This window comes from Chelatococcus sp. GCM10030263, from assembly GCF_042666455.1.
Taxonomy (GTDB): Bacteria; Pseudomonadota; Alphaproteobacteria; order Rhizobiales; family Beijerinckiaceae; genus Chelatococcus.
This window is the reverse complement of record NZ_JBHTDB010000009.1, coordinates 443,154-466,567: the sequence shown is the minus strand read 5'-3', so window position 1 is coordinate 466,567 and position 23,414 is coordinate 443,154. Positions and strand designations below refer to the sequence as shown.

Sequence of the window (23,414 nt, the reverse complement as noted above, 5' to 3'; positions counted from 1 at the left end):
GCAAGGCATGGCGCGCGTCGACGCGACGTGCGTGCCCGCGCGCGCGGGCACGATATTGGGGATAGCGCGATCAATCGCCAATCCCGCCTACCGGCACCTTGCAACGATGGAGCCTTGGCTTCGTCTAGCGGTGCCAGCGCTTCTCGCCGTCTTTCTCACTTCGCTGATTACCGGGGCCGTCCTGCAGGCCCTCGACAGCCGCCAAGACACCGTCACCGAGGCGATCCGCACCGTCGACACGGTGGCGGCGCTCGCCGAGAGCGAGCTCGCACGGCATGCCGCCGGCGCGTCCGACCTCTCAGCCACCGCCCGGACCGTGCTCGCGGCCATCCCGGAACATGTGATCGCGGCCCAGAAAATCGTTCTCGTCGCCGATATGGACGGGCGGATCGTTGCATCCCTGCCCGAAGGGGCGGGCCAAGGGACCTCGCTCGTCGATCTCATCGGCCCAGGCCAGCCGCTCACCACTTTTGCCGACCGCGCCGGCGTCATGCGCGTCACCTTGCCCAGCGGCCATGACGTTCTCGCGACCGTGCGCAACGTGCCCTCCGTCGGGCAGATCGCCATCATCCAGCCGATGTCCGGTGTGCTCGCGAACTGGAAGACGCGGCTCTACGGCCAGGCGACGCTGCTCGCCGCGGCCGCCTTCGTGCTCATTTCGATCGCGCTCGCCTATTTCATGCAGGCCGAGCGGGCGCGCGCCGCCGACGATGTCTGTGAGCGCGTCAAGGACCGGGTGGACGCGGCCCTCAACCGCGGCCGCTGCGGGCTGTGGGACTGGGACATCGCCCGGGGGCGGATCTACTGGTCGGATTCGATGTATTCCATCCTCGGCTACGAACGGCGCAACGAGTTTCTATCGTTCGGCGAGGTCAACCGGCTCGTCCATCCCGAAGACACCAACCTCTACGGCCTCGCCGACATGCTCGCGTCCTCGCGCGCCACGGCGATCGACCATGACTTCCGCATCTGCAACGCCGCCGGGGATTGGGTCTGGATCAAGGCTCGCGCCGAACTGGTCGAGGGCGAGCAGGGCGAAGGCCCGCATCTCGTCGGCATTGCCGTCGACATCACCGAGCAGCGGCGCCTCGCCGAGCGCACCGCCACCGCCGACATGCGCCTGCGCGACGCCATCGAGACGATCTCGGAAGCCTTCGTCCTGTGGGATGCGGACAACCGGCTCGTGATGTGCAACTCGAAGTTCCAGAGGCTGCGCGGACTGCCGGCTGAGGCGACCGTCATCGGCATGGCCTATGAAGAGCTCATGGCGGCGAGCAATCCGCCGCCGATGCAGGCCCATCTTCTGGCCGAGGCGCCGGGCGAGATCGGCGCGCGTTCCTTCGAGGCCCAGCTCGCCGACGGACGCTGGCTGCAGATCAACGAGCGCCGCACCAAGGACGGTGGCTACGTCTCCGTCGGCACGGACATCACCGACCTGAAGCGCCATGAAGAGCGGCTCATGGATTCCGAGCGCCGGCTGCTGCAGACCGTCTCGGATCTGCGCCGCTCGCGCCACAAGCTCGAAGCCCAGGCGAAGGAACTCGCCGACCTCGCCGAGCGCTATCTCGAGCAGAAGGCGGCCGCCGAAAGCGCCAACCGCGCCAAATCCGAGTTCCTGGCCAATATGAGCCACGAGCTGAGAACGCCGCTCAATGCCATCATCGGCTTCTCCGAGATCATGGAGAGCGGGATCTTCGGAGCGCTCGGCAGCGAGAAATATACCGAATACTGCCAGGACATCCGCACGAGCGGGCAGTATCTGCTCAACGTCATCACCGATGTTCTCGACATGGCGCGGATCGAAGCCGGACGGCTGCGCCTGGAGAAGGAAGATCTCAGCATCGAAGATATGGTCACCGATGCCGCGCAGGCCGTCCTGCAGGATGCGGAAGCCAAGGGTATCGTGGTGGAGATGGAGCCCCTGCCCGGCATCGCGCTCCATGCCGACCGCCGCGCCATGCACCAGATGCTGATCCATCTGTTGCGCAATGCGGTGAAGTTCACGCCGGATGGCGGGCGCGTCGCGGTCCGCGCCCGGCTCGCCGCCGATGCGGTCAATATCTATGTCGAGGACAACGGCATCGGCATCCCGGGCGAGGCGATCAAGAAGCTCGGCCGACCCTTCGAACAGGTCGAGACGGAGCTTTCGAAGAGCTACAAGGGCTCGGGCCTCGGACTCGCCATTGCGCGGTCGCTCGCCGAGCTGCACGGCGGTTCGCTGCGCATCCGCTCGAATGTCGGGGCCGGCACGATCGTGCTCGTCCACCTGCCGCTGCAGGAAATGCGCCGCGCCGCTTGAGGTTGTCTCCGCAGCCCACCTGCCTCCCTTCTTCCAGTTGCTGAGGAAGAGGTAAGCCGAAGTCGCCTCAGGCCTTCGCCTTGGCCTTGTGCACGGGGCCGAGCAGCTTCCCGAAGACCGCGCGCACGCGCGCCCGGGTTTCCTTGAGATCGCTCGCCAGCACCTTCGCATCGGGCATGCCGAGGGCGGTCGCGATGCGGTTGACCACGGCGGGCGCAACGGTCGCGGGATCGAAGGGGCCCTCGACCGTCAGACGCTGCCAGTGGAAGACGTCCGACAGGAGCGCGCAGGCCGCGCGTAGCGCCGCCCCCTCCTCTTTCGCGAGAAGTCCCTTGGTGGCCGCATAGGCCAGAACACGCCGGGTGCCGATCCCATCCACGATATCCGGATGGGCGGCGGCATGGGCGAGCACCAGATACTGCGCGATGAATTCGAGATCGACGAGGCCGCCCGGCGCCATCTTGAGATCCCAGGGCCCGGCATCGCCCTTCTCCTCGGCGATCAGGCTGCGCATGGCAACGACATCGGCCGCGACCTCTCGCGCGGCGCGCGGGCGCTGCAGGATGCCGGCGATCGCCGCCTCCACCTCTTGGGCAAATTCGGCATGGCCGGCAACGACCCGCGCGCGGGTCAGGGCCATGCGCTCCCAGGTCTCAGCATCACCGTCGTGATAGGCCAGAAAGCTGCGGAACTGGGTCGCGACAGGGCCCTTGCTGCCGGACGGCCGCAGCCGCATGTCCACGTCGTAGAGGCGCCCGCGCCGGGTCGGTACGGTCAGCGCGCTCACCAGCCGCTGCGTGAGGCGCGTGTAGTAGACGACCGCTTCGAGCGAGCGCGGTCCGTCGCTCATGGCGTTCTCCTCGAAATCGTAGAGAACGATGAGATCGAGATCGGAGGTGGCCGTCATCTCGCGGGCGCCGAGCCGGCCGAGCCCCAGCACGACCGCCCGGCCACCGGGCACGCGGCCGTGTTGGGCTGAGAACTCCGACTCGACCGCATCGAGGCTGAGGCCGATAACCGCTTGCGCCACGGCCGCATAGGCCTCGCCGACCTCCTCGGGCGAGAGAATGCCGGTGAGGAATTGCGCGCCGACGAGAAAGTTTTCCTGGCGGGCAGCCCCCCGGATGCGGTCGAGGAAATCCTCGAAGGACGCCGGCTCGCCGACGAGCGCCGCGAGCCGGGCCGCGACCGCCGCCTCGTCGCGGCTCGGCGTGAGGAAGGCGGGATCGATGACGGCGTCGAGGACATGGGGGCTCGACGCCACCACATCGGCAAGCCGTGGCGCGCTACCGAGGAGATCGGCGAAGAGCGTCAGCAGCCGCTCGCTCGACTTCAGCATGGAGAGGAGTTCGACCGCCGCGAGCATATGGCCGAAGGCCTGGTCGAGGGCTGCGAGCGCGCTATCGGGATCGGCCGTGCGGCCGAGCGCAGTCAAAAGAGCGGGGGTTAGTTCGGTGAGGACTTCGCGGGCGCGGGCGGAGCGCACAGCCGGCCGCCGCCCGAAATGCCAGCCGCGGATCGTCTCGGCCGTGCGCGCCGGATCATGAAAGCCGAGCCGCTGCAGCGTTTCCAGCGTCTCGGGATCGTCGCTCGTGCCGGTGAAGACGAGGCTGCCGATGTCGGTCGCCAGTTCCGGCCCTTCCTCGAACAGCAGCGCATAGTGCTTCTGCACCGCCTCGGCCTCGCGTGTCAGAGCCTCGGCAAAGGCCTCGGTGCTCGCAAAGCCCGCGAAGGCGGCGATATGGGCGAGATCCTCGGCTTCGCGCGGCAGGCGCTGCGTCTGCTCGTCGGCCACCATCTGCAGGCGATGCTCGATCATGCGCAGGAAGCGATAGGCCTTGCCGAGATCGTCCCGCGCGCCGGCGGTGATCCAGCCTTCGTCGACGAGGGCGTCGAGCATGTCGAGCGTGCGCCGGCCGCGCAGCGCAGGCCTGCGGCCGCCGAAGACGAGTTGCTGGGTCTGGACGAAGAATTCGATCTCACGAATGCCGCCGCGGCCGAGCTTGATGTCGTGGCCAGCCACGGCAATCGTCTCATGGCCGCGCACCGCGTGGATCTGGCGCTTCATCGCATGGACGTCGGCGATGGCGGCAAAGTCGAAATATTTGCGCCAGACGAAGGGGGTGAGCTCTTCGAGGAAGCGCGTGCCGAGGGCAAGATCGCCGGCCACCGGCCGCGCCTTGATGAAGGCGGCGCGCTCCCAGTTCTGTCCGACCGTCTCGTAATAGGTGAAGGCGGACGGCAGCGAGACGGCCACCGCCGTCGAGCCCGGGTCCGGGCGCAGGCGCAGATCGACGCGGAAGACATAGCCGTCGCCGGTCCGTTCCTGCAGGATCTTCACGAGGTTCTGCGTGAGCCGGACGGCAAGCGCCGGCGGCTCGGCCCGCCCCGCAACCGGCATCCTCTCGGGGTCGTAGAAAACAACGAGATCGATATCGCTGGAATAATTGAGCTCGCCGGCACCGTGCTTGCCGAGCGCGAGCACGACGAAGCCGGACCCCTTTTCGGGGTCGTCGGGCTCAGCGAGCGTGAGCCGGCCGGCTTCGCCCGCTTCCTTCAAGAGGAACCGCACCGTCGCCCCGACGGCCGCATCGGCGAAAGCCGTTAGCGCAGAGGTGGTCTCTTCGAGCGTCCAGACGCCGCCGCAGTCGGCGAGTGCGACAAGCAGAGCATACTCGCCCCGCAACTGCCGGAGCCCTTGCATCAACTCGGCCTGATCCGCCGCCTCACGCCAGCCGTCGCGAGCCGCCACTTCCAGGCGGGCGCGGCTCGCCTGCGGATCCGCATCGAGAAGGGCGTGGAGCCGCGCCGGGTCGGCGGCGGCGAGCCCCCAGAGGAAGGAGGAGTGATCGGCAAATGCCAGCAGGAGGTCGCGGACGGCCGGCCGGGCTTCGAGATAGGAGGCGAGCGGCGCCGCCGCATTATCCTCGGCCAGGAGGTCCTTGAGCCGCCCGGCGGCTTGACGCTGCTTGAGCGGCAGGGCGCCCGGCGCGATGCGTGCGCCGAGCGCAACCCGTGCCGTTGCGCCGGCTTTTCCTTTGCCCATGAAGCCTGTCCTTGCCGCTCCTCACCCCGTCTTGACGGGCAGAGCTAGCACGGCTTTCAGTCCGGGAGAATTGTCCTCGAGGCGCAATTCGCCTCCGTGGAGGCGCGCGACGGCCGCGACGAGGCTCAACCCCAGGCCAAAGCCCGGGCGCGAGCGCGCGCTTTCCAGGCGCGTAAAACGTTCGAGCACATGGCCGCGTTCGTGTTCGGGAATGCCGGGACCACGATCTGCCACCGAGATCTCCACACCATTGCCCGCCCGCTTGGCGGCCATGACGATGGACGGCTCGACTTCGGCCTCCCCGTTGGCGGTTCCGTATTTGAGGGCATTGTCCACGAGATTGGCGAGCGCCTGGCCGATCAGCTCGCGGTTGCCGGTGATGGTCAGATCGGGCTCGACCGCCACCTCCAGCGGAATCGAGGCCTCGTCCGCCACCGCGTCATAGAGTTCAGCGACGCTCGCGGCGACCTCCCCCACGTCGAAATCGGACATCGTCGCGGATGCATTGCCCGCCTCCAGCCGCGCGATCATCAGAAGGGCATTGAAGATGCGGATGAGACCGTCCGATTCGTCGATGACGGCATCCAGCGCGCGGGCATAATCGTCGGGCGATTTCGCAGTCCGCAGGGCGTCCTCGGCGCGGTTGCGCAGCCGTGTCAGAGGCGTCTTCAGATCATGGGCGATGTTGTCCGAGACCTCCTTCATCCCGGACATGAGCTCGCCGATGCGGTCGAGCATGGCGTTGAGATTGACTGCGAGCCGATCGAGTTCGTCGCCGTTGCCGGCGACCGCGAGCCGACCGTCAAGATGACCGGCCATGATGGTGCGGGTCGTTTCCGTCATGGCATCGACGCGCTTCAGGACACGGCGAGTGACGAACCAGCCGCCGAGGCAGGCGAGAATCGTGACGAGAGCGAGCGACAGCCCGAGCGCTCGGCGGATGACCTCGCTCAGCCTCTCCCGTTCCTCGACATCGCGCCCGACGAGCAGGCGGAAACCGCCGGGGAGCACGAAGACGCGCACGAGCGCCCGGCGTGTGGCCGCATCGGGCTCGTTCTGGCGATAATCGGTTTCGCGCACGCCGGGATCGTCGAGCACACCCGTGGGCAGCGCGCCGACATTGCCTGCCAGGCGTTCGCCGTTAAAGGTGGTGACGAGATAGAGGGAGGCGCTCGGCTCGCGCGTGCGCCGCTCGATGACGCCGACCAGGCGCCTGATCCCCCCGATCCGGTACTGCTCGTTCAGGCCGGTGATTTCGGCCTCAATGGTGCCCTGGATCTGGTCGTCGAGCACCTGGCGGGCATTCCAGGCGACATAGCCCAGAATGAAACCTGCGAAGAGCGCGAAGACGAGGAGATAAGCGACCGAAAGGCGGAAGGCAGTCGCCTGGAAAAGCTTAGTGAGCGCCGTCACGAACCATGTATCCCGCGCCGCGGATCGTCTGGATCAGCGGCCGCTCATGCCCCTTATCGATCTTCGAGCGCAGACGCGAGACATGGACATCGATGACATTGGTCTGGGGGTCGAAGTGGTAGTCCCAGACATTTTCGAGCAGCATGGTGCGCGTCACCACCTGCCCGGCATGACGCATGAGATATTCCAGCAGCCGGAATTCCCGCGGCTGCAGCACGATCTCCTGGCCGCCGCGCGTTACGCGGTGCGACAGGCGATCGAGCTCGAGGTCGGCGATACGATAGCTCGTCGGCTCGCCGGCCGGCACCGCCCGGCGGCGTGAGAGCACTTCGATGCGCGCCAGGAGCTCCGAAAAGGCATAGGGCTTGGGCAGATAGTCGTCGCCGCCGGCACGCAGCCCCTTCACCCGGTCGTCCACCTGCCCAAGCGCCGACAGGATCAGCGCGGGCGTGTCGATCTCCTGCTCCCGCAGGGAACGGATGACGGACAGCCCGTCGAGCTTCGGCAGCATGCGATCCACGACCAAGACGTCGTAGTTCCCCTCCCGTGCCAAGGCATAGCCTTCGAGCCCATCGGGGGCGTGGTCGGCCATATGGCCGGCCTCACGCAGGGCCTTCACGAGATAGGCCGCCGCTTCCTGATCGTCTTCGACAACGAGAATCCGCATGTCCATGACTTTAGAACCAAAGTTTTTCCGGTCAACGAGGCAGCCAAGATCAAGTTCAGCACCGCTCGCGACCTCACCGACAAAAAAAGAACGGCAGGCTGGATGATGGGCTCCAGCCTGCCGCCTCCCCCGACCGCCGGCTACGCGGGGCAATAGATCGCCGACGGTCAAACCATTACGCGAGGGGAAGCGCGACGAAGCGCGTGCCGTCCTGCGTCTTGAGGCGGAAGAGCACCGCCTTGCGCCCGTTCTTCCGGACTTCCGAGATGGCCTTGACCACGTCGGACGGGCTCTCGACCTTCTGGCCCGCGGCCTCGACGATGACATCGCCCGACTTCAGCCCACGCTCGTCGGCGGGGCTGCCCGGCTGGACGCCGACGACCACCACGCCATCCTTGCCCGCACCATCGATGCTCGATGCAGGCGCGAGCTGCAGGCCAAGCCTGGCTTCCTTGCTCGGCGCGGCGTCGTCATCGGCCGAGGCGGTCTTGTCGCCGGGCATGTTCGCGAGCTTGACGGTCATCGTCTCAGTCTTGCCATCGCGCCAGACCGTCAGCGACAGATTGGAGCCAGGCGCATGCGCCGCCACTTCGCGTGACAGGGAGCGGGCATCGGACACGGGCTTGCCCTCGATCGCGATGATCGCATCGCCCGTCTTGATACCGGCATCACCCGCCGGACCATCGCCCTCAACCCGCGCGACGATCGCGCCTTCCGACTTCTCCAGGCCGAGGCTCGCCGCGATGTCGGGGGTAACGGGCTGGATCTGGACGCCCAGATAGCCGCGCCGCACCGAACCATGCTCCTTGAGCTGCGCAACCACCGTTTGCACTGTTTCCGACGGGATCGCGAAGGCGATGCCGACATTGCCGCCCGACGGCGAAGCGATGGCGGTGTTCACGCCGACCACCTGACCGGCGAGATTGAAGGTCGGGCCGCCCGAGTTGCCCTTGTTGATCGGCGCGTCGATCTGGATGAAATCGTCATAGGGACCGGCGCCGATATCACGGCCGCGGGCCGAGACGATGCCGGCGGTCACCGTTCCGCCGAGGCCGAAGGGGTTGCCGACGGCCATCACCCAGTCGCCGACGCGGGGCATGGCGCTGGCCAGCGGCACGTAAGGGAAGGAGTCACCCTCGACCTTGAGGAGCGCGAGATCGGTCTTGGGGTCCGTACCGATGACCTTGGCATCCAGCGTGCGGCCATCGTCGGTCTTGACCTGAACCTTCGTGCCCTTCTCGACCACGTGGTTATTGGTGACGATGTAGCCGTCCTGGCTGATGAAGAAGCCCGAACCCTGCGCCTCTCCGAAGCGACGGGGCTGCTGCTGCCCGCGATTCTGGTCACCGAAGCGGCGGAAGAACTGCTCGAAGGGGCTGCCCGGCTCGATCCCGAACTGCTCCATATCGGGCATCCTGCTGCTGGCGTTGTCCACGGCGATCTTTACCTGAACGGAGACGACCGCGGGCTTCACCCGGGTGACCAGGTCGGCGAAGGACGGCAGCGCGGCGACATTGGCGTTCGGCGCCGGCGTGATCTGCTGCGCGAAGGCCTCCTTATAGGGTGGAATGGCGACACCCTCGAGAACGCCGACGGAGGTGACGGCTGCAAGGGCGACGGCACCGAGCAGCAGCGACTTGCGCCGGGCAAAGCGGCTCAGGCGGTCACCGGAAGCATTCTGCGCCGTCTTCTTGTCGGAAGGCGGAAGGATATCGAACATGACCATCTCCATTCACGCGGCGCAACATGCGCCCTTTCGTTGGAATGGAAGATGGTGGATGTCGCCTTACGGCGCTCTCACGACCGCATGAAATCTTCGTAATTTTCGACGGTGACGGCGGCTCAGTCGCCGTCCAGCGACGCTGCCAATCGCGCCTTTTCCTCGTCCGTCAACGGCTTGGGCGCGTCGAGCCTGCGGCGGCGAAGCACCCCTGCGACAATCGCGCCGCCCCCAGCCAGGAGGATGAGGAAGGGCCCCCACCACAGCAGGACAGTGGTGATCGTAAAGGGCGGCTTGAGAAGAACGAATTCGCCATAGCGGGCGACGATGAAGTCGCGGACTGCCTCGTCGCTGTCGCCCGCCTTCAAACGTTCACGGACCAGAATGCGCAGGTCGCGCGCGAGGGGCGCATTGGAATCGTCGATCGACTGATTCTGGCAGACGAGGCAGCGCAAACCTTCGGAAATGACCCGCGCACGCGATTCGAGCGCCTTGTCGGGGAGAACTTCGTCCGGCTCGACGGCATGGCCAAGGCTGGGCGCAAGCGCCATGGCAAGCGCGAGCAAGGCAGCGCCGAGCGGCATCCGCCACCTGGAGCGGGACGGCCTGCCAGCCGATGCAGGTCCGAGCCTATCCGGCATGCCCCTTACTCCGCCGGCACAGGCACGGCCGGCATGCGCTGACGCGGCGCACCGACGCGAATGCGGCGATCCGTGAGTGACAAGCCGCCCCCCGCCGCCATGACGAGAGCGCCGAGCCAGATGAGCGTGACATAGGGCTTCCAATAAGCCCTCAAACCAACCGAGCCGTCGCTGTGGCTCTCGCCAAGGCTCACATAGAGCTGGCCGAGCCCGATCGTCTTGATGCCGGCTTCCGTCGTCGCCGTCTCCCGCGTCGTATAGAGCCGTTTGGAGGGCTCGACGACGCCGATGGGAGTGCCGAATCGCGAGATGGACATCCGAGCCACGTCTTCGCGGTAGTTGTTATTGGCCCGTGGAAAAATCCCGTCGAGCTTGAGGCTGTATGGCCCCACCGTTGTGCTCTCTCCAGGCTTCAGAACGACGAGGCGTTCCGCGCTCCAGGCCGAGGCTGCGACGCCGATGACGAGAACGCCGATGCCGGCATGCGCCATGGCGGTTCCCCAGGCCGAGCGCGGCAGTCCCGCGGCACGCCGCAAAGCCACCGACCACGTGGTTCCCTTTGGCCGGCACCGGCCGATGATATCGACGAGAGCGCCGAGAAGGACGAAGAACCCGAGCCCGATACCGAGCGCGGCGAGCACCGGTCCGCCTTCGGTGACGGCGATGATCGCGACCGTGGCGACGATCGCCAGCGCGAAGGCGCTCATCAGCCGTTGCGCGGCGCCCAGGAGATCACCGCGCTTCCAGGCCAGCGACTGGCCGAACGGCACGAGCGCAATCAGCGGCAGCACGAGCGGCAGGAAGGTCGCCTCGAAATAGGGCGCGCCGACGGAAATCTTCTCGCCGGTCACGGCCTCGAGAGCGAGCGGGTAGAGCGTGCCGATCAAGACCGTCGCGCAGGCCGTCGCCAGGAAGAGATTGTTCAGAATGAGCGCGCCTTCGCGCGAGATCGGCGCGAACAACCCGCCGGGGCGCAGCAGCGGTGCCCGCCAGGCGAAGAGCGCAAAGCCCCCGCCGATGAAGAAAACGAGGATCGCCAGGATGAAGATGCCGCGCGTCGGATCGGTCGCGAAAGTATGCACCGACGTCAGCACGCCCGAGCGGACCAGGAAGGTGCCGAGCAGCGAGAGCGAGAAGGCAAGGACCGCCAGCATGATGGTCCAGACCTTCAACGCGTCCCGCTTTTCCATGACGATCGTCGAGTGGAGAAGCGCAGTGGCCGCGAGCCACGGCATCAGTGACGCGTTCTCGACCGGATCCCAGAACCACCAGCCGCCCCAGCCGAGTTCGTAATAGGCCCAGTAGGAGCCCATCGCGATGCCGAGTGTAAGAAAAATCCAGGCCGTCAGCGTCCAAGGACGCACAGCCCGAGCCCAGAGCGCATCGATGCGGCCCTCGATGAGAGCGGCGGCAGCGAAGGAGAAGGAGATCGAGATGCCGACATAGCCGAGGTAGAGCAGCGGCGGGTGAATGGCGAGACCGATGTCCTGAAGAATCGGGTTGAGATCCTGGCCCTCGAAGGGCGGCGGATCCACGCGCACGAAAGGATTGGAGGCGATCAGGATGAAGAGAAGGAAGGCGCTGGAGATCAGGGCCTGAACGCTCAAGGTCAGCGCCTGCAGACGCAGCGGCACCGAGCGCCGGGCAAGCGCGACCAAAGCCGCAAACAGCGCCAGGATGAAGATCCACAAGAGCATCGAGCCCTCGTGGTTCCCCCAAACACCGGTGACCTTGTAGAGCATCGGCTTCAGCGAGTGCGAATTCTCCACCACGTTGAGCACGGAGAAATCGGAGGTCACATAGGCATAGACGAGCGCCAGGAAGGCGAAGGCGATCGCCACGAAGGTCGCAAGAGCCGCGGGCGCCGCAACGCTCATCAGGGCCGTATCGCCGGCGCGCGCACCCCAGGCCGGCAGGATGCATTGCACGAGCGACAATGCCAGCGCGAGAGTGAGCGCATAATGGCCGAGCTCGATGATCATTGCGTCGGCCCCTCTTTGGACGCGGCGCCGTCCTCCTGCCAAAGACCCTGCTTCTTCAAGGCGTCGGCGACCTCGCGCGGCATGTAGCGCTCGTCGTGCTTGGCAAGCACGCTATCGGCGGCGAAGCTGCCCGCTCCCTCGAGCACCCCTTCCGCGATCACGCCCTGCCCTTCCCGGAACAGGTCCGGCAGCAGGCCCGTGTAGTGAACGGTGATGGCGTGATGGGCGTCCCTCACAACAAAAACGACCTTCTGTCCGGGTTCGCGCACCACCGAACCCTCCGCGACCAGCCCGCCGAGCCTCAGCCGCGTGCCCGGCTTGATGTCCATCGCAACCACATCGCTCGGCGCACGGAAGAAGACGATGGTGTCGCGCATCGCGAAGAGCACGAGGCCGAGCGCGACCGCCAGGACGGCAAGTCCAACGAGGATCAAGGTGAGGCGGCGCTGCTTGCGTGTCATCGGCTGGGCTGCTTCATGGGGTCGTTGCCGGGGGCGTCGCAGCCCCTTTCAGATCCTCGGCGAGACCGTCGAGACGGGCCAAGGCTGTCTGGTCACCGGCGAAATTCGTCCGTGCCTTTGCAAGTGCCGCCTCGGCCTCCTGTCTCGATCCCAGCACGATATAGGAGCGGATGAGCCGCAACCAGCCATCGAGATCATGGCCATTGGTCTCCAGCCGCGCTGCAAGACCGGCGACCATGCCACGGATGGCCTCGTTGCGCTGATCCGCCGGCATATTGGCGATCGCACCCGCCTGGTCGGTGCCTTCGAGTCCTGCGATCCGCGCATCGACCATCGCCGCCCAGGGCGCGTCGCTAGGCGCGGATGCGCGCAGCTTCTTGTAGAGGTCGAGCGCTTCCGCGCGCCGTCCGTCCTGCTCTGCGGCAAGGGCCAGGTAAAACTGCGGCTTCGGCAGGTTGGGATCGGCCTCCGCGGCACGGCGAAAACTCGCGAGCGCTTCCGAGGTCACGAGGCCGTTCGCCGCGGCGACCAGCGCCTCGGCGTAGTCGGCCCGCCGCGCAGGCGCTTCCCCGAGCAGGCGGAGCGTCGCGGCATAGGCACGCACGGCATCATCGGCCCGGCCGAGACGCATATAGATCGGCGCGATGACTTCCCAGCCGCGCCCGTCCTCCGGCGTCTTGGCGAGATGCCCCTCGATCTGCGCGATGGCTTGCGCGATATCCATGCGCGAGGAGTTCGCCATGCGCTCCGCAAAAGGCGTCGCCGGCAGATGGGGCGAGCCGCGCGCACCGTAGATGGCCAGGGCAATGAGCGGAATCATCGAGAGTGCGACGGTGGCGGCCGCCCGTCGGCGCCGCAACGCCGGTTCGCCTTGCGAGGGTGCCCCGGCAGGCGCATGGCCGACCGCCCTGAGGAACCGTCGGGCGATCTCCGCCAGCGCGGCGTCTTTTTCCGCAGGGGAGAGAAGGCCGCGCGACACATCGCGCTCGATCTCGGCCATCTGATCCTTGATGAAGGCGCGATCGTCCGCCGCCGGCGTGACCGCCAGCGCTGGCCGCGACAGCGGCCACAGCACGGCAAAGACTGCCGCGCCCGTCATCAAGGCAAAGAAAACCCAAAGCGCCATGTGTCCATCTCTACCGCAGAAGAAGAGCCTACTTCATGGCGGCGGCGGGCGACATACTGTCGCGGAAAATTTTTTCCTTGTTCTCAGTGATTTAGCAAAGCTCGAAATGCGCTGCACGGGGCTGTGCGGCGGGGCCGCGGCGGCCGCTCGTACCGCCTTTGCAGGTCTTATCGAGATCTTATTCTGTACACATCGTCGCATTCACCTCCCTGATCGGCAGCGAGCGACGACAAACCGTGCCGGAGGGCGCCTTTAATCATGGAAAGTTGAGCTCGGCCGCCATTCGGCAAGTCTTTCATCGGAGCGGTCCAGGTACGCAGCCGAACCGCATCGGCTTGTCCTCCGCCTCATTGGGGCGCGGCAGCGAGAGCGGGGAGACGCAGCACCGCTCGCAACCCGCCGAGCGGCGACGCATCGAGTTGGAGCGATCCATCGTAGAGCCCGACGAGCTCCACCACGATAGCGAGTCCGAGGCCCGAGCCGGGTTTCGATTCGTCGAGCCGGCGGCCGCGGCGCAACACCTCCGAGCGCGCCTCCGGCACGAGCCCGGGGCCATCGTCGTCGATGGTCAGGACGAGCACGGACCGGTCGCCGATCGGCTCGACGTCGCCGCGCAGCACGACGGTTGACTCGGCCCATTTGCAGGCGTTGTCGAGGAGATTGCCGACCATCGCCTCGAAGTCCTGCTTCTCGCCACGGAACCGCACGCCCGCCGGCAGGGAGGTGGTGATGGTTATGGCGCGCTGGCGGTAGATGCGCTCCAGCGCCCGCTGCAACCCGTCGACGACGCCGACGGCATCGGTCAGGGAACCCAAGGCACCGGCGACGGCCGCGGCACGCGCGCGGTCGAGATAGTAGTTGATCTGGTCGCGCATGACGGTCGCCTGATCGCGTACCTTCTCGGCCAGAGGCCCGCCTGTCGAATCGGCTTCGTTGAGGATGACGCTGAGCGGCGTCTTCAAGGCATGGGCGAGATTGCCGACGTGGGTGCGCGCCCGTTCGAGAATTTCGCGGTTGGCTTCGATGAGGAGATTGAGCTCGTCGGCGAGCGGGGCGATATCGCGGGGGAACGTCCCCTCGATGCGGGCGGCATCCCCCCTCCAGACGTCGGCAACGGCGCTGCGCAAGCGGGCCAGCGGCCGCAGACCATACCGCACCTGCGCCAAGGTGACGAGCGCAAGCGCCAGGCCGAGCGAGACGAAGGTCACGGCAAGCGTGATGCTGAAGCGGCGGGTTTCGGCATCGATTTCATCGGCCGGCGCTGCAACGGTGACCCGATAACGCCCTTCCTCGCCCACATCGATCACACGCTCGATCATCCTGAGCTCGCGATCGTCGGGACCGACCATGTAGGATTTGCGGATCGCGCCGGGATTGTCGCCCTTACCCGGTGGAAGCTCAGCCAGCTGTCCGCCAAACAGCGAACGGGAGGTTCTGATCTCGCCCTCGGCACCGAGACGCACGACCTGCCAATACCAGCCCGACAGCGGCAGATCGAACCGCGGCTCCGCCTGTACGCTCAAGTCCTTGCGCTCGAGCGGTCCCGCCACGGCGAGATCGGAGACGAGATCGGTGAGATAGACGTTCAAGCGCTCATCGAAGCCGCCCTCCGTCGTTCGACGGTAGAGGGCGGACAGAACAAGTCCGGCGAGGAGCAGAATAATGATGCTCAGCAGCCCGCCCGATACGAGCAGACGCGTCGCGATGGACCGCGGCGCGAGCTGCCGAAAGGCGGCGAAACGCGTCACCATCGCCGGTCGCCCCGCCCCGCCTGCAACATGCTCGAATCGCCGCTCATCGAAGCTCACCCAGCTTCCGGCGCATCGATCCTGTAGCCGAGGCCTCTGACCGTATGGATGACATCGACCCCGAGCTTGCGCCGCAGCCGGCCGATGAACACCTCGATCGTATTCGAATCACGGTCGAAATCCTGATCGTAGAGATGCTCCACGAGTTCGCCCCGCGAGATCACGCGACCGGTGTGGTGCATCAGATAAGACAGGAGACGATACTCGTGCGAGGTCAGCTTCACGGCAGCGCCGTCCACCACCACCCGGCCCGAACGCGTGTCCAGCCGCACAGGGCCGCAAATCAGCTCGCTGGTTGCGTGGCCGGCAGCCCTGCGCAGCAGCGCCCTAAGCCGCGCGAGCACCTCCTCCATGTGGAAGGGCTTTGCGACATAATCATCCGCGCCGGCATCGAAACCCTGCACCTTGTCGCTCCAGCGATCGCGAGCGGTGAGTATGAGAACGGGCATGGTGCGGCCTGCCGTTCGCCAGGACTGGAGCACGGCAATGCCGTCCATGGTCGGCAGCCCCATGTCGAGAACGACCGCGTCATAGGGTTCGGTATCGCCGAGAAACTGCCCTTCGGCACCATCGAAGGCCCTGTCGACGGCATAGCCGGCCTGCGTCAAGGCATTGGCAAGCTGGCGGTTGATGTCCTTGTCGTCTTCAACGATCAGAATGCGCACGTTTTCCTATCCCAGGCAGCCGCAGCTCAGGCTCAGAAATGTCCTCTCCGGACCTGCCCGGCAGCTCCTTGCCTCTCGGACTGCCCGGGCATGGCCCGGTCTATTCGCCTCGGCCCAGCGCCTTCTTGCCGCCGCTGGACCTTTCCCGTGACGGCATCGAGCGTGAGGCGCACGACCTTGCCATCCGGTCGCAAGATGGCGAAGTGATAAACTAAACCACCCTCACCGTGACAGAGCCGCGCCTGCAGGGCCTGACCGCCTCCCGCCGTCGCGCGGGCCGCGCGCAGAGCGGCCGCGGGCTGCATTACGAGTTTCCGGGCCACCGTCTCGCGCGTTTCCCTGGGCGAGAGACAGGCGGCCGGCTGCGCGGCGGCAGCCGGCGGCCCTCCGAAAAGGGCGATAAGCACGATGAGCAGGGCCGGCGACAAGCGGCTCGACAAGATTGGCATGGGCTCCAACATCGCGGGACCGCAGTGAACACCGCCTGAATGCCCTTTCATCTCACGCCTCGATGCCGCCGTGCAATCGCTGCGTCAGGATGTGCGCTGGCGCAAATGGAGAACGCTCGAGACGATGAAGCTCGCGCCCGCCACGACCTGCAGGATCGAATCGGACAAGCCGGCGGTATCGAGCCCGCTCGTGTCGATGCCGAACAGGGAGAGCCCGATCGAAGCGAGCCCTACCAGATTGGCCCAGATCGGGCGGTTCAGGAGAATCTTCTTGAGGTCGATCATGAAGGTTCCGCTCCTTTGCGGCATTGGGGATGGTGAGCCCGCAGATGCGGGCCCGGATGCGGCGAGAGTGAGCGCTTCGCGTTCGACGGTTTCGACGCGTTTGCGCCAGCCCTTGCCAAATCTCGGGAAGGTCGGGAGCCTTGCGAGGAAGGCGAGACGCAGCTCGTCGTAGCGGGCAATCGTCTCCACGACCCGGCGAGCCGCAGCGGCCGCCTCCAGGGTAATCGGGCCGATGATGCCGTCCTGTTTCACGCCGAGTGCCTGCTGCAGCAGGAGAGCGGCGCGCTTGGCGCCGGAGTTCACGGCACAGTCGAAGACGGCGAGATCGAGCCCGGCGGGCAGGTCATCGGCGCTGACCGCATTCCAATAGTTCCGGCGATAGATGGTCTTGGCTTCACCGATACGCAGGGCGCGCACCTCGTCCTTGGTGACGGCGCGTCCCCGGTAGGCAGAGAGGGTGGCGCGCGTGATACCGAGATTGGTCGCCCCACCCAGATCCTGCGGATCGTCGACATAGCCGCCCTCATTCGCGAGAATGAGGTCTACGCAGCGGCTGAAGTTGATTGCCACCATGATCGGGGCCCCCTAAATAGGCTCGCCCTTTCGGCGCTCCCCGAGTCGGTCTGCGCTGGATCGGTACGCGCGGATGCGCCGCACCACCGTGAAGGTTCGAGAATGCTGAAAATCGTCCTGGCGCTCGGCGCCGCTGTCGCCTCCTGGGCCGTCGCCGCCTGCGCCAACCCGCAGGCCGATGCGTTGCGCCGAGAACAACGGGCTGGGGAAGTGCCGGAATATGTCCAGGTGCAGACGCGCCAGCGCGCGTCCGACAGCTTCGGCCAGCCGCGCTACTGATCGAAGCGTGGCTGTCAGGAGGTTGACGCGGCGAAGGTCGCGTAGTGGATCGCGATCCTCACCTTGCCGCCTGTGAAATCCCCGCCGATAGCTGCCACGACGATCGGCGTGTCCTGATAGAAAGCAGTCGGACCGATCACGCCTATATTGACGGAACCGACCGAGAGCCCGAGCTGGTTGCCGAATTTCGTCGCCTCTCCGGCAATTCCGACGGAGAAGGACGAGGCTCCCGTTACGGTGGCCGTCACCCTTTCCGTCACTGCGAAGACGATCGCCCGGTCCGGAATGGCGATCGTGGACTGAACGCTCGCGCCGGACAGCGTGAGTTCTTCTTCCACGACGCCCAAACCGATATTGGCACCGTGCGGAGCGGTCGGCAGGCTGCTGCCTCCCCCACCCCCGCCGGCCTCCTCCCAGGTGCTGCCTGTCCAGATCACATCGCTGCCGTCGCCGAGCACGCGGGCCTTCCAGCCCGGACGTGGCTCGTAGAACATCCAGGCGCCATCCTGGAAGGCGGCGATTTCACCGGCATGGTTCGCCCAGGCGCCCGACGGAGAGCCGCCGACGATCCAGCACTGACCGTCGCTGGGCGATGCCGGCGGGTTCGCCAGATTGCGATCAATCACGACGAGCTGGATCAGGACGTCGAGCCTGAGCAGCGCCTCGTTGTGGGTGACGTGCTTCTGCGCCTGCGCGGCCGCCAGCAGCGGCAGCGCCAGATTGGGTGTTTCGCTCATAGGAACCTCGCTCAGAGGATGGGAACGGTGACCCGGGTCGTGAAGCCGCGGCCGACCACCGGGCTCACCTGGGCGACGGCCAGCGAAAGCGTTGCCTGGGCAACTCCGAAGTCGGCGAGTTCGTCGGCGTCCGGATAGAGTGCTGAAGGCGTATTGCTGGCCAGGGTGCGACGAAGCTCCGCGCCGTCGAGGATGTCGACCTGATAGGCTTCGCTGTCCTCACCCAGCGGGATCTCAAGGAGATCCCAGGCGTCGCCGCCGACACGGCTGCGACGAATGAAGCTGATCGCAATGCCGTCCGGTCCGCGGCGCGCCTTCACATGCACCGGCGCCAGCGGCAACAGGGCGACGGGCTGGACGGTGGCGGTCAGTTCGATCGCGGCGGGATCGCCATGGTCGCGGCCCACCGGACCGATGCGATAGCGCCACGCCCGCCCCATATCGCCGACGGCGTCGGTCAGCGGCAGGACCGCCCTGTTCAGCACGACGATGGTCGCCCCGGCGGGTGCCGACCGGCGCGCTGCGTCCTCCGACCCGGCAAGGCCGCGAATGAGCCGCCGCAGGCGGAAGACGCCGCTGTCCACCAGCTCGACATTCGCCGCCGTCAGGATTTCCCATTGTCCGTCGGCGCCGCATAGCGCTAGGGCATTGGCGCCGCCGAGCGCCTGCAGGTCGTCGACGCTTGTGAGCAAGCCTCCATTCAGCCGCACCGTCACGCTGTTGCCGAGGTCCCATCGCCAGAGCGGCCCAGCCGGCAAGGGCTCCAAAGTCTCGCCCATGGTGGCGGCCATGTCAGCGGTCGCCTCGAGGGCAAACGATGCCCCGTCGGCCGATCGCCACACGGCCTCGCCGCCTGGCCAGGGATCGGCGAAGACGGCCATATGCTGCAGTACGGGCGGCGTCGCGGTTACCATCGGCAGGTCGAGAACGACCGCCGCGGGCGGCCCGGCGATCGCCGGAGAGGGCTTGCCCTGCCGGGGCAAGGCGGGCGCCGGCACGTCGTGCAGGGTCGGCTCGATGGAGCGCAGGCTGAGCTGCCGCTGCGGGCCGTCCGCGATACGCGTCACCTGATAGATGCGCGTCCCACTGCCGAGATGAAGCGACAGGAGATCGCCGACCTCGACCGGGACCCGCCGCGGGCTCAAGGAAAGCTCGGCGGTCTCGCGGGCCACCCAGCTGTCCTGCAAGGTCAGATCGGCGAGGCGTTGCGCCTCCGCCTCGCGCGTCACGAGGGCGAGGTCCAGGCCGTTCTCGCGTCGGCTGCCGGCGCTGAGGCGCCGCGACGCGGCCGCGCTGCGGCGATAGTCGCGCTCGCCGTCGGTGAATCCGATGCGGAACTCCCGCGGCAGGTCGGTCTCCTGCAGGCGCCGCAGCGCAATGCCCGTGCCGTCCTCGTTCGGCACGAGCTCGTCGGCGGCGATGGCAATTGGCGTGGAGCGGCCGGAGCTGCGAAAGCGCACAGCGCTGCCGCTCGCCACCGCATCGAATCCGAAGACTTGCGCGAGCGGCTCGATGACCGCCCGCAGGCTCATCGGCTGGTCCGCCACATAGCCGTCGACAAAGCCGTCGACGGTGATTTCGGATGCCGGCGCCACGCCGAAGTCGTCGAGCACCCTGGCGATGAGCCCGTCGAGCGGCACACCTTCGAGCCGGCCCGTCAGCCAGTGACCGGTTTCCCAATTGGCACCGTCCGCCCAGATGTCGTCCTGGTCGGGAAAGGCAGGGAATGGCCGCGCGTCCCAGGCCCAGATGAAGATCGTCGTCGGATCGATCATCGCGCCGCCATAGACCGGTGACATCGGGTTGGCTTCCACCCCGCCCGCCGTGAAGTGGCGGAGGATCGCCTCCAGCCCGCGCCGCTGGATGAGATCGTCGCGCATGCCGCGCGAAAAGGGCGGATAGGCCGATTCCGCCGACTTCGGATCGGGGAAGACATTCGGCCCGTTGGTGCCCTTGTCGACTGCGGGAATGCCGATCTCCGTCAGCCAGATCGGCTTGGAGCCGGGAATCCACGCGGTCGCAGCGGTTTCCACACCTCCGACCCGCTCGACATGCGCGTTCGACCACCAGCCCACGAGGTCCTTGGGGCGGTAGGTCCATGGCTTGCCATAGGCGCCGTCGGTGATCGGTGTCCGGTTCTGGGCCGTGCGATCGGCGTCACTCGCATAATACCAGTCGAAGGCCTCGCCAGCCGTCACGCGTCTTTCGAGATAGGCCGGGTCATAAATCGCATAGGCCTCGGCGGCATCGAGATGGCTCGTACCGTCGCGCCAATCGGTGAAGGGCGGATAGTAGTCGATGCCGACCGCATCGATGGCGGGCGAAGCCCACAGCCGATCGAGCGGAAAGCGCAGTTCATCGCCGATGACGTGGCTGCCGTATTCGGTCCAATCGGCGGCATAGAGGATCTTGGTGCCAGCCCCGAGCACGCTGCGTATGTCGGACGCAAGCGCCACGAATTGCTCGACGGCGGGATAGAGGCCAGCGCCGCGACGCACGCGCGTCAGGCCGACGAATTCCGAGCCGATGATGAAGCCGTCGACGCCGCCGGCCGCCACCGCAAGATTGGCATAGTGGAGAATCTGGCGACGGAAGGTCCATTCCGGCAGCCCGCTATAGACGACGGTCTCGCCCAGGCGGCTGAACTGACCGGGCGCGGCGCTGCCGAAGAAACGAGCGACCTGCTCCGCCGCCGCCTCGGTTCCATCCGGCGACCCGGCCCGGCCCGGCGCGGGGTCGCAGGTAATGCGACCGCGCCAGGGATAGGGCGGCTGGCCGGCGTCCCCGGTCAGGGGATTGGGCAAGCCGTTGCCGGCGGGCACGTCCATCATCACGAAGGGATAGAGCACCACCTGGATGCCACGCGCCTTGATCTCCCTGATCAGGTGGACCACGGCGGCATCGGCCGGCGTGCCGCCATAGGCCGGCCGGCCGTTGACCTGGCTCACCTCCCGGGCGATCGCTCGGGTCAGGCCGGCGACCGACCAGGGAAGATACTGCGTCGGGAGATGCTGCGTCCTCTTCGTTCGGTTCTCGACCCGGGGCGCGACGGTGCATTCGCCGGCCCTGAGGTCGTCACCGAACCAGCTGACGACGAGCGCGATGCGCGCGAGATTGGGGCAGAGCGCCTGCAGCACGTCGAGGGAGGCGATGACGTCGTTCGCCCGAAAGAGCTGGTGCCTGTTTTCCGGGCGCGTCACGCCGGGGGCGAGCATCTGCGTGACGGGCGAGGGTTCGTAGATGAATTCGCTTGCGCCGGGGATGAGGTCCACGGCGCGCACCGCCTCGCCCAGCCCGGCGACCGGCCGCACCACCTCGAAGGAGAATTGCGGAATGCGGTTTCCGAAATCGGCGAGCGGCAGGTGCTCGAAGACCACATAGGCGAGGCCGCGATAGGCGGGCGCATTCTCCGCGCCCTCCTTGGCGACGATCAGCGGATCCGGCTCCTGGTCCTCCCCGCCGCTGTGCACGCGCATGACGAAATTGTTCTGGTCGAGCTCGCGGCCATCGGCCCAGATGCGGCGCACGAAGGCGATCGGCCCTTCACAGAGGCCGACAGCCAGATTGGCGGAATAGCTGTAATTCGTCGTGACGGTACCACCGCCGCCACCGAGCTTGCCGCCACCGGAACTCGACTTGCTGACATTGACGAGCTCCTCGAGCCGCGTCGCCCAGATGAGCTGACCGCCCACCCGCGCCCGGCCATACACGCGCGGCACGCCCGCCCCTTCCGTCGAGGCGAGCCCCTGCATGTCGGAAAGGCGCGGCCCCTCGACATGGCGGCTCCCGCTCATCGAGGACAGGACGGCGTTATCGACAACGGAACCGGCAAGGCCGCCGATGGCCCCACCAATGATGGCGCCGATCGGCCCGCCGATGATCCCACCCAAGGTGGCGCCGGCAACCTGGAGCACGAGTGTGGCCATTAGTCGGATATCCCCGGAAAGGAAAAGGCAAAAGCGAGATGGCGAGACCACCAACGGCCGATCGCGACTTCCGCGACGGCAGCCCCCGCGTGGGCGTGGACCATCCGCCCCGCGCCGGTGGCAATGCCGAGATGACCTGCCGGCAGATGCGCCCGCCAGCGGAAGAGCAGCACGTCGCCGGCGCCGAAAGCCGCCGGGTCGATCGCCCCGAAGTGCCGGCCGAGCCCCTCGGCCAACATCTCGCGCCGGCCAGCCTCGGCCCAGTCGGGCGCATAGGGCGGCGGCGCCTCCGGCTCGCAACCGAAGAGATCGCGGCACAGGCCGCGCACCAGGCCGAGGCAATCCGTGCCGATGCCGCGTCGCGAGGCCTGATGGCGATAGGGCGTGCCGCACCAGGCGCGGGCGGCCGCAACCACCTCGCGTCGTGCCAGTATTGCCAAGGTCATCGGAAGAAGCTGCCGCCGTCGAAGCCGGGCTCACCCGAGAGCGGATAGCGCACGACGAAATCGTTGCCGGGCATATGCGGGAAACCGCGGAAATTCGCGCCATTGGCAAATTTCGCCCGGCATGTGTCGAAACGCTTGTTGCAGCCGGCCGTGATGCGAAAGCTGTCGCCAACCGCAATGGCGCGCGACAGCGGCTGCCACAACATGATCTCGCCGCGGCCTGGAACGGCGCGATGCGCCTTCACATCGACGGCCGAGCCGGTATTGGTGCCTGAGAGCCATGTCACCTGCCCCGCCGTGAACCAGTCGTCGGCGAAGGACGCGATGCCCTCGGCGCCGAAGCCGAGATGGCCGTCGCTTACCGTCACCGTTACGGTCGCGGAGAAGTCCGGATCCGCGAGATTGACCCGGCATTTGGCATCGCCGAGATCGGCCGAGCAGGTCGTGCGGTAGATCCTGCCGTTTTCCTCGTTGTAGCGATGCATGAGGCCGCGCACCTCGGCCGTGAAGGCATGTTCGCTGCGCTTGACTTCGCCTGTGGAGCCGACCTCGAGCAGGAGGCGCTGATCGGCATCGGCCCAATTGACCAGCCAAACCTCCACATTGGCATCGTCATAGAGGCCGGCGGCGAGGTCGTCTTCCGTGAGGCTGGCGGCCGTCAGCGCGCCCGAGACCTCCCCGCCGCCGATGGCGAAGCCGAGCTCGGAGGCGACTTCGGCCGCCTCGAGGCCGGTGCCGGCCTGAAAGACGACGCCGGCGAAGCCGAGGTCACGGTCGTGGTCGGTGAAGCCCATCACCACGCCGTCGCGGCGAAGGAGCTTCCAGCAATGGCAAAGGGTCGTGACGCCTTCGCCGAGATGGGTGGCAAGGCCGGGATCGAGTGTGCGCATG

At 66.9% G+C, this 23,414-nt stretch carries 17 protein-coding genes; 2 read left to right on the top strand and 15 right to left on the bottom strand.

Features of this window, described 5'->3' with window-relative positions:
- Positions 1–7 precede the first annotated feature (7 nt).
- Complete coding sequence (locus ACFQU1_RS21080; RefSeq protein ID WP_378136351.1) at positions 8–2,299, top strand: ATP-binding protein; 2,292 nt, start codon at positions 8–10, stop codon at positions 2,297–2,299.
- A gap of 67 nt (positions 2,300–2,366) precedes the next feature.
- On the opposite strand, the gene ACFQU1_RS21075 is transcribed toward ACFQU1_RS21080, so the two are convergent.
- The 11 genes from ACFQU1_RS21075 to ACFQU1_RS21025 all read right to left on the bottom strand — a co-directional run bounded on the left by ACFQU1_RS21075 (position 2,367) and on the right by ACFQU1_RS21025 (position 17,135).
- Positions 2,367–5,345, bottom strand: coding sequence for a bifunctional [glutamine synthetase] adenylyltransferase/[glutamine synthetase]-adenylyl-L-tyrosine phosphorylase (locus ACFQU1_RS21075; RefSeq protein ID WP_378136349.1), 2,979 nt, complete (start codon positions 5,343–5,345; stop codon positions 2,367–2,369).
- A gap of 21 nt (positions 5,346–5,366) precedes the next feature.
- On the bottom strand, positions 5,367–6,758 hold the full coding sequence (locus tag ACFQU1_RS21070) for an ATP-binding protein (protein WP_378136347.1): 1,392 nt from the start codon (positions 6,756–6,758) through the stop codon (positions 5,367–5,369).
- On the bottom strand, positions 6,742–7,425 hold the full coding sequence (locus ACFQU1_RS21065) for a winged helix-turn-helix domain-containing protein (RefSeq protein WP_378136345.1): 684 nt from the start codon (positions 7,423–7,425) through the stop codon (positions 6,742–6,744). Before ACFQU1_RS21065 ends, ACFQU1_RS21070 begins: the two co-directional genes overlap by 17 nt.
- Before the next feature lie 175 nt (positions 7,426–7,600).
- Complete coding sequence (locus ACFQU1_RS21060; RefSeq protein ID WP_378136343.1) at positions 7,601–9,145, bottom strand: Do family serine endopeptidase; 1,545 nt, start codon at positions 9,143–9,145, stop codon at positions 7,601–7,603.
- Between the two features lie 122 nt (positions 9,146–9,267).
- Positions 9,268–9,729, bottom strand: a complete 462-nt coding sequence (locus ACFQU1_RS21055) for a cytochrome c-type biogenesis protein CcmH (protein WP_378136341.1) — start codon at positions 9,727–9,729, stop codon at positions 9,268–9,270.
- A gap of 62 nt (positions 9,730–9,791) precedes the next feature.
- Entirely contained in the window at positions 9,792–11,768 is a 1,977-nt protein-coding gene (locus ACFQU1_RS21050) for a heme lyase CcmF/NrfE family subunit (protein WP_378136339.1), read from the bottom strand.
- Entirely contained in the window at positions 11,765–12,229 is a 465-nt protein-coding gene (gene ccmE, locus ACFQU1_RS21045) for a cytochrome c maturation protein CcmE (protein WP_378136337.1), read from the bottom strand. Before ccmE ends, ACFQU1_RS21050 begins: the two co-directional genes overlap by 4 nt.
- A 13-nt stretch (positions 12,230–12,242) precedes the next feature.
- Positions 12,243–13,355, bottom strand: a complete 1,113-nt coding sequence (gene ccmI, locus ACFQU1_RS21040; protein WP_378136335.1) for a c-type cytochrome biogenesis protein CcmI — start codon at positions 13,353–13,355, stop codon at positions 12,243–12,245.
- 347 nt (positions 13,356–13,702) lie between these two features.
- Positions 13,703–15,106: an ATP-binding protein gene (locus tag ACFQU1_RS21035; protein WP_378136333.1), complete on the bottom strand. Its 1,404-nt coding sequence runs from the start codon at positions 15,104–15,106 to the stop codon at positions 13,703–13,705.
- Between the two features lie 53 nt (positions 15,107–15,159).
- Entirely contained in the window at positions 15,160–15,828 is a 669-nt protein-coding gene (locus tag ACFQU1_RS21030) for a response regulator transcription factor (protein ID WP_378136331.1), read from the bottom strand.
- 533 nt (positions 15,829–16,361) lie between these two features.
- The gene (locus ACFQU1_RS21025; RefSeq protein ID WP_378136329.1) at positions 16,362–17,135 is read right to left on the bottom strand and encodes a glycoside hydrolase family 108 protein; all 774 of its coding nucleotides are present in this window, start codon (positions 17,133–17,135) and stop codon (positions 16,362–16,364) included.
- Between the two features lie 102 nt (positions 17,136–17,237).
- Between ACFQU1_RS21025 and ACFQU1_RS21020 the strand changes: the two genes are divergently transcribed.
- A complete protein-coding gene (locus ACFQU1_RS21020; RefSeq protein WP_378136327.1) occupies positions 17,238–17,414 on the top strand; it encodes a hypothetical protein in 177 nt (58 codons plus the stop codon).
- Between the two features lie 14 nt (positions 17,415–17,428).
- Here ACFQU1_RS21020 and ACFQU1_RS21015 read toward each other — a convergent pair whose 3' ends face one another.
- From ACFQU1_RS21015 to ACFQU1_RS21000, 4 genes are read right to left on the bottom strand one after another with little or no spacing between them, the layout of a single operon-like run.
- On the bottom strand, positions 17,429–18,151 hold the full coding sequence (locus tag ACFQU1_RS21015; protein ID WP_378136325.1) for a DUF2793 domain-containing protein: 723 nt from the start codon (positions 18,149–18,151) through the stop codon (positions 17,429–17,431).
- Positions 18,152–18,162: 11 nt separating this feature from the next.
- Positions 18,163–22,077, bottom strand: a complete 3,915-nt coding sequence (locus ACFQU1_RS21010; RefSeq protein ID WP_378136323.1) for a glycoside hydrolase/phage tail family protein — start codon at positions 22,075–22,077, stop codon at positions 18,163–18,165.
- Complete coding sequence (locus ACFQU1_RS21005; RefSeq protein WP_378136321.1) at positions 22,077–22,523, bottom strand: NlpC/P60 family protein; 447 nt, start codon at positions 22,521–22,523, stop codon at positions 22,077–22,079. Before ACFQU1_RS21005 ends, ACFQU1_RS21010 begins: the two co-directional genes overlap by 1 nt.
- The gene (locus ACFQU1_RS21000) at positions 22,520–23,413 is read right to left on the bottom strand and encodes a DUF2163 domain-containing protein (protein WP_378136319.1); all 894 of its coding nucleotides are present in this window, start codon (positions 23,411–23,413) and stop codon (positions 22,520–22,522) included. Before ACFQU1_RS21000 ends, ACFQU1_RS21005 begins: the two co-directional genes overlap by 4 nt.
- Position 23,414 lies beyond the last annotated feature (1 nt).

Excerpts from the sequence above, each read along its gene's own strand:
- ACFQU1_RS21080 (WP_378136351.1), top strand. The coding sequence starts at position 8 with ATGGCGCGCGTCGACGCGACGTGCGTGCCCGCGCGCGCGGGCACGATA.
- ACFQU1_RS21075 (WP_378136349.1), bottom strand. The coding sequence starts at position 5,345 with ATGGGCAAAGGAAAAGCCGGCGCAACGGCACGGGTTGCGCTCGGCGCA.
- ACFQU1_RS21065 (WP_378136345.1), bottom strand. The coding sequence starts at position 7,425 with ATGCGGATTCTCGTTGTCGAAGACGATCAGGAAGCGGCGGCCTATCTC.
- ACFQU1_RS21060 (WP_378136343.1), bottom strand. The coding sequence starts at position 9,145 with ATGTTCGATATCCTTCCGCCTTCCGACAAGAAGACGGCGCAGAATGCT.
- ACFQU1_RS21055 (WP_378136341.1), bottom strand. The coding sequence starts at position 9,729 with ATGCCGCTCGGCGCTGCCTTGCTCGCGCTTGCCATGGCGCTTGCGCCC.
- ACFQU1_RS21050 (WP_378136339.1), bottom strand. The coding sequence starts at position 11,768 with ATGATCATCGAGCTCGGCCATTATGCGCTCACTCTCGCGCTGGCATTG.
- ccmE (WP_378136337.1), bottom strand. The coding sequence starts at position 12,229 with ATGACACGCAAGCAGCGCCGCCTCACCTTGATCCTCGTTGGACTTGCC.
- ccmI (WP_378136335.1), bottom strand. The coding sequence starts at position 13,355 with ATGGCGCTTTGGGTTTTCTTTGCCTTGATGACGGGCGCGGCAGTCTTT.
- ACFQU1_RS21035 (WP_378136333.1), bottom strand. The coding sequence starts at position 15,106 with ATGGTGACGCGTTTCGCCGCCTTTCGGCAGCTCGCGCCGCGGTCCATC.
- ACFQU1_RS21025 (WP_378136329.1), bottom strand. The coding sequence starts at position 17,135 with ATGGTGGCAATCAACTTCAGCCGCTGCGTAGACCTCATTCTCGCGAAT.
- ACFQU1_RS21020 (WP_378136327.1), top strand. The coding sequence starts at position 17,238 with ATGCTGAAAATCGTCCTGGCGCTCGGCGCCGCTGTCGCCTCCTGGGCC.
- ACFQU1_RS21015 (WP_378136325.1), bottom strand. The coding sequence starts at position 18,151 with ATGAGCGAAACACCCAATCTGGCGCTGCCGCTGCTGGCGGCCGCGCAG.
- ACFQU1_RS21010 (WP_378136323.1), bottom strand. The coding sequence starts at position 22,077 with ATGGCCACACTCGTGCTCCAGGTTGCCGGCGCCACCTTGGGTGGGATC.
- ACFQU1_RS21005 (WP_378136321.1), bottom strand. The coding sequence starts at position 22,523 with ATGACCTTGGCAATACTGGCACGACGCGAGGTGGTTGCGGCCGCCCGC.
- ACFQU1_RS21000 (WP_378136319.1), bottom strand. The coding sequence starts at position 23,413 with ATGCGCACACTCGATCCCGGCCTTGCCACCCATCTCGGCGAAGGCGTC.